The 12,502-nt window shown below is 53.1% G+C and carries 12 protein-coding genes; 4 read left to right on the top strand and 8 right to left on the bottom strand.

From position 1 onward, the window contains the following. Positions 1–71 precede the first annotated feature (71 nt). From phoQ to rluE, 7 genes are all read right to left on the bottom strand, one after another. Positions 72–1,535 carry a two-component system sensor histidine kinase PhoQ gene (gene phoQ / locus BMW97_RS05320; RefSeq protein WP_045910222.1) on the bottom strand — a complete coding sequence of 488 codons (1,464 nt, stop codon included), beginning with the start codon at positions 1,533–1,535 and terminating at the stop codon, positions 72–74. Beyond that, a complete protein-coding gene (gene phoP, locus BMW97_RS05315; protein ID WP_024908594.1) occupies positions 1,536–2,207 on the bottom strand; it encodes a two-component system response regulator PhoP in 672 nt (223 codons plus the stop codon). It abuts the gene before it with no gap. Between the two features lie 123 nt (positions 2,208–2,330). Further along, entirely contained in the window at positions 2,331–3,701 is a 1,371-nt protein-coding gene (purB, locus tag BMW97_RS05310) for an adenylosuccinate lyase (RefSeq protein WP_045910223.1), read from the bottom strand. Positions 3,702–3,720: 19 nt separating this feature from the next. Next, complete coding sequence (hflD, locus tag BMW97_RS05305; protein WP_008500756.1) at positions 3,721–4,350, bottom strand: high frequency lysogenization protein HflD; 630 nt, start codon at positions 4,348–4,350, stop codon at positions 3,721–3,723. Between the two features lie 28 nt (positions 4,351–4,378). Then, positions 4,379–5,491, bottom strand: coding sequence for a tRNA 2-thiouridine(34) synthase MnmA (gene mnmA, locus BMW97_RS05300; RefSeq protein WP_045910224.1), 1,113 nt, complete (start codon positions 5,489–5,491; stop codon positions 4,379–4,381). 40 nt (positions 5,492–5,531) lie between these two features. Beyond that, positions 5,532–6,005, bottom strand: a complete 474-nt coding sequence (locus BMW97_RS05295; protein WP_045910225.1) for an NUDIX hydrolase — start codon at positions 6,003–6,005, stop codon at positions 5,532–5,534. A gap of 9 nt (positions 6,006–6,014) precedes the next feature. Next, on the bottom strand, positions 6,015–6,668 hold the full coding sequence (gene rluE, locus BMW97_RS05290) for a 23S rRNA pseudouridine(2457) synthase RluE (RefSeq protein WP_045910226.1): 654 nt from the start codon (positions 6,666–6,668) through the stop codon (positions 6,015–6,017). Between the two features lie 117 nt (positions 6,669–6,785). On the opposite strand from rluE, the gene icd reads away from it, so the two are divergent. The 3 genes from icd to BMW97_RS05275 all read left to right on the top strand — a co-directional run bounded on the left by icd (position 6,786) and on the right by BMW97_RS05275 (position 8,781). Next, positions 6,786–8,036, top strand: coding sequence for an NADP-dependent isocitrate dehydrogenase (gene icd, locus BMW97_RS05285; RefSeq protein WP_008500752.1), 1,251 nt, complete (start codon positions 6,786–6,788; stop codon positions 8,034–8,036). A 77-nt stretch (positions 8,037–8,113) separates the two neighbouring features. Next, positions 8,114–8,461, top strand: a complete 348-nt coding sequence (locus BMW97_RS05280; protein ID WP_045910227.1) for a DUF1304 domain-containing protein — start codon at positions 8,114–8,116, stop codon at positions 8,459–8,461. Between the two features lie 74 nt (positions 8,462–8,535). Further along, positions 8,536–8,781 carry a DUF2543 family protein gene (locus tag BMW97_RS05275; RefSeq protein ID WP_045910228.1) on the top strand — a complete coding sequence of 82 codons (246 nt, stop codon included), beginning with the start codon at positions 8,536–8,538 and terminating at the stop codon, positions 8,779–8,781. Positions 8,782–9,071: 290 nt separating this feature from the next. On the opposite strand, the gene BMW97_RS05270 is transcribed toward BMW97_RS05275, so the two are convergent. After that, complete coding sequence (locus BMW97_RS05270) at positions 9,072–10,571, bottom strand: EAL domain-containing protein (RefSeq protein WP_045910229.1); 1,500 nt, start codon at positions 10,569–10,571, stop codon at positions 9,072–9,074. Positions 10,572–10,807: 236 nt separating this feature from the next. Between BMW97_RS05270 and BMW97_RS05265 the strand changes: the two genes are divergently transcribed. Then, positions 10,808–12,328: an EAL domain-containing protein gene (locus tag BMW97_RS05265; protein WP_082087765.1), complete on the top strand. Its 1,521-nt coding sequence runs from the start codon at positions 10,808–10,810 to the stop codon at positions 12,326–12,328. The last annotated feature ends 174 nt before the right edge of the window (positions 12,329–12,502 follow it).

Here is a 12,502-nt window from a genome sequence, read left to right as displayed (position 1 = left end):
CTTACTGACTCGGATTATAACGGAAGCTCAGCCCCCCGGCTGCGAGATCCTCGCATTTTTCACATAACGGGTTAACTATCGTTCGATGTGGGCTGCTGGCGACCAAAAATGACCTCCATTCGCGCGCCGCCCAGCAAACTTTCACTGGTTTCGATTTTCCCGTCGTACTGATCGACAATCTCACGCGCGACGGCTAATCCAACGCCCTGGCCAGGACGTAGCGTATCGGCGCGTTGACCCCGATCGAACACCACATCACGTTTATTGCGCGGGATCCCCGGGCCATCATCCTCAACGATGATATGCAGTTCGTTATCCGTCTGCCGCGCCGACACTTCCACGAACTCCAGACAGTATTTGCAGGCGTTATCCAGCAGGTTACCCATCACTTCCATGAAGTCATTTTTTTCACCCACAAAGCTTATCTCTGGCGAGATATCAAGGCTGATGTTCACCCCTTTACGCTGATACACCTTGTTGAGGGCAGACGTGAGGTTATCAAGAAGCGGGGCGACCGGATGCAGCTCGCGGCTCAGCAGCGCGCTGCCGGAACGCATGCTGGCGCGGTGGAGGTAATAGCCAATTTGCTGGGAAATACGGCTGATCTGCTCCAGCATCACCGGCTCGGCATCGTCAACGCTCAGCTTCGAACTGCGCATGGAACGCAGGGTGCTTTGCATGACCGCGAGCGGGGTTTTCAGGCTGTGGGTCAGGTCGGTAAGCGTCGTACGGTATTTATCATAGCGTTCGCGTTCACTTTTCAGCAGGCGGTTGAGGTTTCGCACCAGGCTGGTGAGCTCGCGGGTGGTTTCCGGATTGAGCTTTTCGCGATGATGCTCTTCCAGCTCGCGAACCTCTTTCGCCAGTGATTCTATGGGGCGCAAGCTCCACCACGCCGCTACCCACAGCAGCGGGATCACCAGCAGCAGATTTGCCGCCAGAACGTAGATGAACCAGCTCCAGACCATATAAGAACGCTTTAGCTCGACCGGAATGGTGTCGATCACCACGATGGTCAGCTGCGGCATGTTTAGCGTCGCCGGATAGAGGTTAATTGCGACGGAGTGGGTCATCTCCGTTTCGGCATCGTCGGCGCGGATCTCGTTCAGCTTTTGCTGCAGGGAGCGATCTTCACGGATCAGCGAGCTGGTGGTGTTGAGATCGGCTTCAATTTCATGAAACCCGTTGGTTTTGAGCCAGTCCGGACGAATGCTTTTGACCAGCCACGGGATCTCCCGCTGTGCCCACAGTAGCTTCCCCTTTTCGTCATAAATCAGGGCCAGCGTGGGGCTCTGCTGATTGAGGTTTTCCGGCATTTCGACGGTGATTTTATTGTCTTCCCACTTCGCCAGGGTATAAAACAGATTGCTTTCGCCACGCAGCAGGCGAAAGGTGGTTTTATCAAAGCTGACGCTGTAGCCCACCAGGGCGACCATGCCGTAGGAGAGCGACAGTACCAGCACGACGGCTGCCGTTGCCAGTAAAAAGCGCACCCGCAGCGAGAGGGGCAAAATATGGCGCAAGATCCGTCTCATTTAGCGTAATTCGAACAGGTAGCCCTGACCACGGACGGTGGTAATCACATCCTGTGGATATTGCGCCTGAATTTTCTTACGTAAACGTCCCATCAGCACGTCAATGGTATGGCTCTCACGCAGTTCAGCATCAGGATAGAGCTGGAGCATCAAGGAGTCTTTGCTTACGACCTTGCCGTTGTTACGGATCAGCGTCTCCATGATGGTGTATTCGAAGGCGGTGAGCTTGATCACTTCATCATTGATGGATAATTCCCGGCGGGAGAGATCGACCTGGAAAGGCGGGATGGAGATAACCTGAGACGCCAGCCCGCTGTTGCGACGAAGCAGCGCCTGCATGCGGGCCGCCACCTCTTCAATATGGAATGGCTTGGTGACGTAATCATCTGCACCCGCGCTCAGCACTTCGACCTTATCCTGCCAGCCTTCACGAGCGGTCAGCACCAGAACCGGCAGAGAAACATCGTGGCTGCGCCAGCGACGAATCAACGACAGACCGTCTTCATCAGGCAACCCTAAATCGACAATGGCGATATCCGGCAGGTGTTCATTGAGATAATAATCGGCTTCTTTTGCATCTTCAGCATCGTCCACCTGATGTCCCATCTCCTGAAGCTGAACCTTCAGGTGATGACGTAGCAATGCGTTATCCTCAACAACCAGTACGCGCATCATCTTTTCTCCCAGAATAAATAGTATGAATAGTTTAACGCTGATTATGTTGCTGTGGGGATAAACATTGAGTAAACCGGGGAAAAGCAACCCCCTTTCCGGGCGGAAAGGGGGGAGAGGAGATTACTTCAGCTCGTCAACCATGGTGATGGCGCGGCCAATGTAGTTCGCCGGAGTCATGGCCTTCAGGCGGGTTTTCTCTTCTTCCGGCAGCGCCAGGCCGTCGATAAACTGCTTCATACCTTCGGCGTCAACGCGTTTGCCGCGGGTCAGCTCTTTCAGTTTTTCGTACGGTTTTTCGATGCCATAACGACGCATCACGGTCTGAATCGGCTCCGCCAGCACTTCCCAGTTGTGATCCAGTTCGTCCAGCAGACGATCGCGGTTCACTTCCAGCTTGCTCACGCCTTTCAGGGTGGACTGGTACGCAATCAGCGCGTAGCCGATGCCCACGCCCAGGTTACGCAGCACGGTGGAGTCGGTCAGGTCGCGCTGCCAGCGGGATACCGGCAGTTTGCTTGCCATATGCTGCAGTACGGCATTCGCCAGACCCAGGTTGCCTTCGGAGTTTTCGAAGTCGATAGGGTTCACTTTGTGCGGCATGGTGGAAGAGCCGATTTCACCCGCGATGGTTTTCTGTTTGAAGTGGTTCAGGGCGATGTAGCCCCACACGTCACGATCGAAGTCGATCAGGATGGTGTTGAAGCGCGCGATGCAGTCAAACAGTTCGGCGATATAGTCGTGCGGCTCAATCTGGGTGGTGTACGGGTTCCACTGAATGCCCAGCGAGGTCACGAACTCTTCGCTGAACTGGTGCCAGTCCACTTCCGGATACGCGGCGATGTGGGCGTTATAGTTACCGACCGCGCCGTTGATTTTGCCCAGAATTTCAACCTGTTCCAGCTGACGATACTGGCGCTCCATACGGTACGCGACGTTCGCCATCTCTTTACCCATCGTGGATGGGGTGGCTGGCTGGCCGTGGGTACGGGAGAGCAGCGGAATGTCGCGGTATTCCACGGACAGCGCTTTCACCGCGTCGATGATTTTTCGCCAGTAAGGCAGCACCACCTCTTTGCGCGCGGTAGAGAGCATCAGGGCGTGCGACAGGTTGTTGATGTCTTCAGACGTACAGGCGAAGTGGATGAACTCAGACACGGCGTGCAGCGCAGGAACGCTTTCCACTTTCTCCTTCAGGAAGTACTCGACCGCCTTCACGTCGTGGTTGGTGGTGCGCTCAATGGTTTTAATGCGCGCGGCATCTTCTTCATTGAAGTCGGCAACGATTTTATCAAGGTAATCGTTTGCCTTTTCATCAAAAGCAGGAACTTCCTTGATTGCTGCCTGGGCGGCCAGCTTTTGCAGCCAGCGTACTTCAACCTGAACACGGAACTTCAGCAAACCATATTCGCTGAAGATCCCGCGCAGCGCGCTGACTTTATCGCCGTAGCGTCCATCGACAGGGGATACGGCGGTCAGTGAGGATAATTCCATAATTCGCAACTCCGGGAGGTTAACAATGAGCAAGAATTTGTTTTGCCTGAGTGGTCAGGCGATTACGAGAAAACATTAGCTGCAGGCGGCCACCGCCAACCTGGTGCCACAGCACGGCAGCGCGGATCCCAGCCAGCAGTGACGCGCGCACTTTTGCCTGTACCTGCGGACTTTGCAGCACGGCAGGGGAGCCGGTGACCTGTATACGCGGCCCCAGCGGGCTGATGACGTCAACATAAATGCCGGCCATGGCGCTCAGCAGCGTGTCGGACTGCAGGTCAAAATGATCGAGCTGACGCTGTAGCCCGGCAATGCGATCGCCCAGGGTATTAAGCGCGCCTTTTGCTGCGCTCAGCTTACGCTCCAGCACCATCAGGCTCAACGTGTAACGGGTCAGCTCTGCGTTTAACCCCTGACGGCTGCTGGCGTTAAGCACGCCAAGCAGGGTTTCAAGACCGAGACGAAGATTGGTTTCACTGCCACCGAACACGCCCAGGGTTGAACCGGGGTTGAGGTCGATAACGCTGTTGAGTGAAACGTGCAGGGCGTCAGCGTCGCAATGACCCTGATGCGCCAGCTGTTGCACCAGACGGGCTGACTGGCAAATTCCCGCCAGCGCCAGGGTGATGTCATAGTAGTTCTTCGCCACACGGTCTCCTTTATGTGTGCAATCGCTGTTAAACAGCGGGCAGCGGCAGGCGCTGTTCAATGATCCCGCCGCCCAGGCAGATTTCGCCGCTGTAGAAGACAGCAGACTGGCCCGGGGTGACGGCGGCGACCGGCTCGTCGAAGCGCACGTCAATGCGATCGTCATCGAGCGCGGTAACGGTGCAAGGAATATCGGTCTGACGGTAGCGTGTTTTCACCGTGCAGCGCAGCGTGCCTTTTAGCGGCTCACGATCGACCCAGTGCAGCTGTTGCGCAATCAGGCCAATGGACATCAGACGCGGATGGTCGTGACCCTGAGCAACAACCAGAATATTGTTTTCGACATCTTTGTCGACCACGTACCACGGTTCTTCGCTACCTTCTTTCGTCCCGCCGATACCCAGGCCTTTACGCTGGCCTAAGGTGTGGTACATCAGCCCCTGATGCTGGCCAATCTCTTCCCCGTCGACGGTGACAATTTTACCCGGCTGTGCGGGCAGGTAACGACCGAGGAAATCGCGGAATTTGCGCTCGCCGATGAAGCAGATACCGGTAGAGTCTTTTTTCTTCGCGGTGATCAGGTCCAGCTCTTCGGCGATTTTACGCACCTGCGGCTTTTCCAGCTCGCCGACAGGGAACAGGCTCTGGGCGATTTGCTCGTGGCTCAGCGTATAGAGGAAGTAGCTTTGATCTTTGTTGCCGTCCAGACCGCGCAGCAGCTGGCTTTTGCCATTCACATCTGCGCGACGCACGTAGTGACCGGTCGCAATGTAGTCTGCGCCCAGATCTTCCGCGGCGAATTCCAGGAAGGCTTTAAATTTGATCTCTTTATTGCACAGAATATCCGGGTTCGGCGTGCGGCCCGCTTTGTACTCTTCGAGGAACAGTTCAAACACGTTGTCCCAGTATTCTGCGGCAAAGTTAACGGTGTGCAGTTCAATGCCGAGCTTATCGCATACGGCCTGCGCATCGGCGAGATCCGCAGCGGCAGTGCAGTATTCCTCGCCATCATCTTCCTCCCAGTTCTTCATGAACAGGCCCTCCACCTTATAGCCCTGTTGCTGTAACAGGTAGGCGGAAACGGAGGAATCGACACCGCCGGACATGCCGACGATCACTTTTTTCTGGCTATTATCTGACATGGAATACTCACGACATTGAACTTCAAGGCGGCGTATTCTATCACGCCCCCCCACCATTGGCACCCTCTGTAAACGGCCAGTTAAAAGCGCCGATGACATCCAGCGGCAGGCGTGCGCCTGACTGCCAGCAGCGAATGCTTTCCGCAACCAGCGGCGAGCGCAGGTTACGCGCGTTCAGGATCTCGTCGGCGGTGACCCACAGACAGCGGTCGATATCGTCATCCTGCGGCTCAGTGGCGCACGTTTCGCTAAGCTCAACGGCAAATAAAAAACGCAGGAAAGGGGTGCTATCGGGTGCAATCCACTGGTGCATACGGATGAAGTGCTGGGGGTCAGCGTGAATGCCGGTCTCTTCCCATAGCTCGCGTTTTGCGGCCTGAAGAAGGGTCTCATTGGCTTCAAGGTGCCCGGCTGGCTGGTTCCACAGCGCTTTGCCGTTAATGCTCTCTTCGACAACCAGGAATTTACCCCGGGCGTGGACCACGCAGGCAACCGTGACATGAGGTTTAAACATAGTGACTCCTTAAAAGGTAACGTCTCGCCATTCACCGTTTGCCAGCGTTTCCAGGGTGTAGTTACCCATAGCGTAGCGAATCAGACGCAGGGTAGGGAAGCCGACGTGCGCGGTCATCCGTCGAACCTGACGGTTGCGGCCTTCATAAAGGGTGATTTTGAGCCAGCTGGTCGGAATGGATTTGCGTTCGCGAATCGGTGGATTGCGCGGCCACAGCCACTCCGGTTCATTCACGCGTTCAATACCTGCCGGCAGGGTGGGACCGTCGTTCAGCGTGACGCCTTTGCGCAATTTATCCAGCGTTTCTTCGTCCGGCTCGCCTTCGACCTGGACGAAGTAAATTTTGCCGGTGCGTTTTCCCGGCTGCGTGAGCTTCGCCTGCAGCGCGCCGTCGTTGGTCAAGACCAGCAGGCCTTCGCTGTCCCGGTCCAGACGCCCGGCCGCGTAGACCCCCTGAACAGGAATGTAGTCCTTTAGCGTGCTGCGTCCGGCTTCGTCGGTGAACTGCGGCAAAACATCGTAGGGTTTATTGAACAGAATCACCCGCTTTGGCTGGGTTTCTTGCGGTCGTCTGGCGGCTTGTCGGGAGCTGAATCGCTCAACCCGGTGTTTTGTAAAAGAAGTTTTCTTCATGGTATTTTCAGGCGTTATCAATTGCCGCATTATAGCCTAATAACGAAGACCTTTCATGGCGTCGGACAATCAGGTACTATCGAAGGGCTCATTACAATTTATTAACATAAGATCAGTAACAACCAGAAGCGCTCGAAGGAGAGGTTAATGGAAAGCAAAGTAGTTGTTCCGGCGGAAGGTAAAAAGATCACCCTGCAAAACGGCAAGATTAACGTTCCTCACAATCCGATTATTCCGTTCATCGAAGGCGACGGTATCGGTGTAGACGTTACCCCGGCAATGCTGAAAGTGGTTGATGCCGCTGTTGAGAAAGCCTACAAAGGCGAGCGTAAAATTTCCTGGATGGAAATTTACACCGGTGAGAAATCGACGCAAGTTTATGGCCAGGACGTCTGGCTGCCAGCAGAAACGCTGGACCTGATCCGCGACTACCGCGTTGCTATTAAAGGCCCCCTGACCACCCCAGTCGGCGGCGGTATCCGTTCTCTGAACGTGGCTCTGCGTCAGGAGCTGGACCTGTACGTGTGTCTGCGTCCGGTTCGTTACTATCAGGGCACCCCAAGCCCGGTTAAGCACCCGGAACTGACCGACATGGTTATCTTCCGCGAAAACTCAGAAGACATCTACGCGGGTATCGAATGGAAAGCGGACTCTGCTGACGCAGAAAAAGTGATTAAATTCCTGCGCGAAGAGATGGGCGTGAAGAAAATTCGCTTCCCTGAGCATTGCGGTATCGGCATTAAGCCGTGCTCCGAAGAAGGGACCAAGCGTCTGGTGCGCGCGGCCATCGAATATGCGATCACCAACGACCGTGACTCAGTGACCCTGGTTCACAAAGGCAACATCATGAAGTTCACCGAAGGCGCGTTCAAAGACTGGGGCTACCAGTTGGCGAAAGAAGAGTTCGGCGGTGAGCTGATCGACGGCGGCCCATGGCAGAAGATCAAAAACCCGAACACCGGCAAAGAGATCATCATTAAAGATGTGATCGCCGATGCGTTCCTGCAGCAGATCCTGCTGCGTCCTGCAGAATACGACGTGATTGCCTGTATGAACCTGAACGGTGACTACATCTCTGACGCCCTGGCTGCACAGGTTGGCGGTATCGGTATCGCCCCTGGCGCGAACATCGGTGACGAGTGCGCCCTGTTCGAAGCGACCCACGGTACGGCACCAAAATACGCAGGTCAGGACAAAGTGAACCCAGGCTCTATCATCCTCTCCGCAGAGATGATGCTGCGTCATATGGAATGGTTCGAAGCCGCAGACCTGATCGTTAAAGGTATGGAAGGCGCGATCAACGCGAAAACCGTAACTTACGATTTCGAACGTCTGATGGAAGGCGCTAAGCTGCTGAAATGTTCAGAGTTTGGCGACGCGATTATCGCGAACATGTAATCCAGATTCTGGGTTAAACAAGAGCGGGGGCCTGAGGGTTCCCGTTTTTTTTGCCTCTGCCTGCAGGAGACAACACGATGTTAGCCACTGTCCTTATCGCTGTCGTTGCACTCATCCATCTCTACATTCTTGTGCTGGAAATGTTCCTGTGGAATACCAAAACAGGGCACAAGGCTTTTAATCTGCGTCCTGATTTTGCGCGCGACACCCGCGTGCTGGCCGCGAATCAGGGGCTGTATAACGGTTTTCTGGCAGCCGGTCTGCTCTGGAGCCTCTGGCTCGGCGAAAAGGGGATTCAGGTAGCCATCTTCTTCCTGAGCTGTGTACTGATCGCCGGACTTTTTGGCGCAGCCACCGCCAGCCGTAAAATTTTGTATGTGCAGGCCATACCCGCGCTTGCAGCGCTGCTTGCGTTACTCCTCTGAAGCAATGCTTTGGTTGAGATAACGCCTCCGATATACTCGTGACGTTACCTTTATTGACCTGAGACGAGACTGTTATGCACAACGACATCCCACTGAAATATTATGACATTGCCGACGAGTACGCGACGGAAGCCGCAGAGCAAGTCGCTGAGTCAGAGCGCGACGCGCTGGCACACTATTTCCAGCTGCTGCTCATCCGCTTAGCGAATAATGAGGAGATCAGCGAGGAAGCCCAGCAGGAGATGGCCACTGAAGCCGGGATCCGTGCGGGTCGCATTGATGATGTTGCGAACTTCCTCAATCAGTGGGGAAATGAATAGCCTGCCTTAGAAACCGTTATGCTGATGCTTTGCGATACAGCTCAGCATCACGCTATCGGACCACATGCATTTTTTCCGCAGAATAGGCGAAGTGGGTTTATCAATAAACAGCGCGAAAATAACAATCAGAAAGAACAGTACCACTGGAAAAAGTAAGGATAATTTCACGTTTTTAACCAAAATAAGAATGTGCTTCAGGGTAATCTACCGTCTGAATATGACGACTATATGTTTTGGCGGAAAAAATGGAAACGCCTGAGCGTAAAAAAAGGTGCATGGCAGGCTTCTGATTACGGGGCGACGCCAGTGAGTCGCTTCGCCAGTTCGCTCCGGGTGAGTGCTTTTGAAAAATACCATCCCTGGATCAAGGCATCGGGATATCTGTCCGCAATGAAGCGATATTGAATTTCATTTTCCACGCCCTCGAAAACAAGGGTTTTATTCAACTTCGCAAGGGCATCGCTGAAGATAACAAAGATGTTTTGCTTATAATGCTCGCTGACGCCATCCACCAGCGACTTATCAATTTTAATTTCATCATATTCAAGCTGCGACAGCCGGGCCAGATTTGAATTTTGCACGCCAAAATCATCGATTGAAATTTTAACGCCAAGCGACTTCAGTTCCTGACAGAACTCCTCGAGGATACCCGCCGCGGAAACGGCTTTTTCAGAAAGCTCGACCTTCATCAGGGAAAGGGGGAGGCGATTGGCTAAGCACTCGCGACGCAAAATGTTAATAAACTGTCCGTCTTCAATTTCCTTTCGCCCAACGTTGATTGAAACGATCAGCTGATGCTTAATCGCCAGCGGGGCAATTTCTGAAAGGGACTTCGCGATAATATTGCTGTAATATTTTTTATACAGACCGATTTTCTTAATTAATGGGATGAACAGCTCCGGCGAGACGTCTCCGTGCTTTTGATCGCGCCATCGCGACAGAACTTCGACGCCCACGATTTTTTGATCGCGAATACGAATAATGGGCTGATAATTAACGCTGAAGGTATTCGTTATCACGGCTTTGATCAGCGTGCGTTCCAGCGAAAAACGGTCTTCATAGAGACGGAAGATAAATAACGTTATCGCGACCCAGATAAAAAAGAGTATGACCACGAGAAACGTAAAGATAAACGGGGGGAGTGAGGCCAGTCCTGCATCGTGGTGTTTTACAATCACGCATAGATCCCACAAGGCGCTGCACTGTGTAATGGTCAGGGTGAACAACACCGAATGCAGCCAGCTCCGCGGCTTCAGCTCAGGGGCGGCTGAAAAAAAGATCCGTCCAAAGTCCTTCGTGGTGGCGCTCAGAGAATAGCTTGCGGTAACCGGGGTAAATTTATCGTAAGCATAGCGGGAGGTGAAGATAATAATATTATTATAAATAGCCGCATTGCCGGTGAAAAAGTCTTTTCTGGAAAACTGCGCCAGGAGAAAACCTCTCGGCGTTTTATGCAGTTCCGCAGGAAGTGGAACGGGCGTCGCGAGTTTACCCCAAAAAGCGGTACAGACAATTTTTCCCTTTTCGATAAAACCGATATCGCTGAAATAGAGGTTATTAAGCTTTATTTGCCTGTAGCTATCAAGACTGGCTTTATCACATCCCTGCGTCGTTATGCTTTTGAGGCCCAGCGCCACGCTTTGGGACAGATCTTCTGAATAATGTAAAAGGGTTTGGGATATTTCAAGCTGTTTGGTTTTTTGCTGACCGATGATAACCACGTTGACCGCATAAAGAGACAGGATGACCAGAAGCGTTGAAACGATCGCAACGGCAATGCGCTTTTTCATTTTCCAGTTATCCTGTCCGCTCCCTGATTTCACAAAGCTTAACACAGCCAGGGCAAGGCACAAGCCTGATAGTCACGTCGGGTGAGCAAATTTGAGCGGGTGAACTCATACGAAAGCATCAGTTTTTTAAGACAATTCTCAGCTAAGCTATTTTCATTGTGATAAGCAACGCCGGTTAAACCACGGGTTCTTCTTTCCGATCCTCCATGCTTGTTTATTCTATTAAGGAAAACATCGTGCGTAACGTGATGATCCCTGTTCTCAGTGCCTTGTTTCTTTTTCTGATCGGCATACTGATTATTAACTGGCAGTTATGGCAGATGGCGAAAATGAATAACGTTCATACCGCCACGGTAAGCACCCAGAAAATAGAAAACATTCTGTCGGAAGCCGTCAGTGCGGCCAGCACGGCGAAGCGCGTTGCGGAGCAGGGGTGTAGCAGCAGCGGACAGCTGGCGCTGGGGACAGAAGCCGCGTTAAAACCGCATCTGCGCGCCATCATGATCCAGCAGCAGGGAAAAATCATCTGTACTTCCCTTCCCGGGAATGGCGTTTTGATTGTGCATCCGGAGACGTTACCTGAACAAAAATTAATGCTGCTACCCGGTAACCGACTGGTGAACGGCATCCCGGTGCTTGTCTTCCAGATGCCCATTGCGGGAGGGCGCGTCATCGTCAGCGTCAGTGATGCGCATTTGCAGGACGTCATCGCGAACGCATCAAACAGCGTTGACCTGGGGTTGGTTGTCGGCGACAGGATGTTTACGCGCAACGGTGAGGTGACCGGCTGGAAAGCGGCCTCGTGGGCGGGGTCACTGACGACCTCTTCGCACTTCCCCTTCAGTCTGGCCTGGCAACCGCCTGCCTTTTTTAGCCTGACGCGGCTACTGCAACAGGGATGGAGCCTGATTCTGCTGATTCTCGCGCTATCCGTGGCGGTGGGCATTTTGATCCGCCGCTACAAGGGGAAAAGTACCACCTTTGAAGACGATTTGCGTAAGGCCATTTTGCAGGGAGAGATCGTGCCTTATTACCAGCCGATCGTGAACGGCGATACCGGCGGGTTATACGGTGTTGAAGTCCTGGCAAGGTGGAAGCATCCTAAGTCAGGCTTTATCCCGCCGGACGTCTTTATCCCGATAGCTGAACGTAGCGGGTTGATTATTCCACTGACCAAAGGCTTGATGGCGAAAGTGGTCACACAGCTTAAGCCGCTCCTGCCTAAGCTGCCGGACGGGTTCCATATCGGGGTGAACATCAGCGCCAGACACATCAATGCCCCTTCTTTCATCGGTGACTGCCGAATCTTCGGCAAGGGGTTTCAGGGTAAAGCCGTGAAGCTGGTGCTTGAGGTGACCGAACGTGAACCGTTGATCGATAATCCTCATCTGGTGGAAAACCTCAACGCGCTGCATAACGCCGGTTTTGTCATAGCACTGGATGATTTTGGTACAGGGTATTCCGGGCTGTCATGTCTCAATGCGCTTGCCATAGATTATATTAAAATTGATAAAAGCTTTGTTAACCGGGTATCAGAGGAGAAGGACTCAACGATCCTGCTGGACTGCGTTATTGACCTGGCGAAAAAACTTTCATTGCGGATCGTGGCCGAAGGCGTAGAAACGAAAGAGCAGCTGGAGTATCTCAACCGTAATGAGATTACCCTGCTGCAGGGTTATTATTTTGGTAAACCCGTCTCCTATATCGATTTTATTAAAGTCATTTTATCTAAGCCCAGGGAGACCGTGATGGTGTAAAACGCGGGCGTTGCTGAGCGTCAGGAATAGCGCTGGTTACCAGGCGGTGAAAAACAAAATAAAGACGATCTTCTGTTGTATGCTTAAGTGCAATTCATTTTCCTCTTATCCTGAGCTTTGTTACAGTGACAAGAGTTGTCAGCCAGGGATATCAGGCGTGATAAGGTGGAAAAG

Source organism: Enterobacter sp. NFIX58, from assembly GCF_900110475.1.
GTDB classification, from domain to species: Bacteria; Pseudomonadota; Gammaproteobacteria; order Enterobacterales; family Enterobacteriaceae; genus Enterobacter; species Enterobacter quasiroggenkampii.
This window is presented reverse-complemented; position numbering and strand designations above follow the sequence as displayed.

What these genes read in the sequence shown, in the direction of transcription:
- mnmA (WP_045910224.1), bottom strand. Translation starts at nt 5,491, where the DNA reads ATGTCAGATAATAGCCAGAAAAAAGTGATCGTCGGCATGTCCGGCGGT.
- phoP (WP_024908594.1), bottom strand. Translation starts at nt 2,207, where the DNA reads ATGCGCGTACTGGTTGTTGAGGATAACGCATTGCTACGTCATCACCTG.
- phoQ (WP_045910222.1), bottom strand. Translation starts at nt 1,535, where the DNA reads ATGAGACGGATCTTGCGCCATATTTTGCCCCTCTCGCTGCGGGTGCGC.
- BMW97_RS05270 (WP_045910229.1), bottom strand. Translation starts at nt 10,571, where the DNA reads ATGAAAAAGCGCATTGCCGTTGCGATCGTTTCAACGCTTCTGGTCATC.
- BMW97_RS05295 (WP_045910225.1), bottom strand. Translation starts at nt 6,005, where the DNA reads ATGTTTAAACCTCATGTCACGGTTGCCTGCGTGGTCCACGCCCGGGGT.
- icd (WP_008500752.1), top strand. Translation starts at nt 6,786, where the DNA reads ATGGAAAGCAAAGTAGTTGTTCCGGCGGAAGGTAAAAAGATCACCCTG.
- BMW97_RS05280 (WP_045910227.1), top strand. Translation starts at nt 8,114, where the DNA reads ATGTTAGCCACTGTCCTTATCGCTGTCGTTGCACTCATCCATCTCTAC.
- BMW97_RS05275 (WP_045910228.1), top strand. Translation starts at nt 8,536, where the DNA reads ATGCACAACGACATCCCACTGAAATATTATGACATTGCCGACGAGTAC.
- rluE (WP_045910226.1), bottom strand. Translation starts at nt 6,668, where the DNA reads ATGCGGCAATTGATAACGCCTGAAAATACCATGAAGAAAACTTCTTTT.
- purB (WP_045910223.1), bottom strand. Translation starts at nt 3,701, where the DNA reads ATGGAATTATCCTCACTGACCGCCGTATCCCCTGTCGATGGACGCTAC.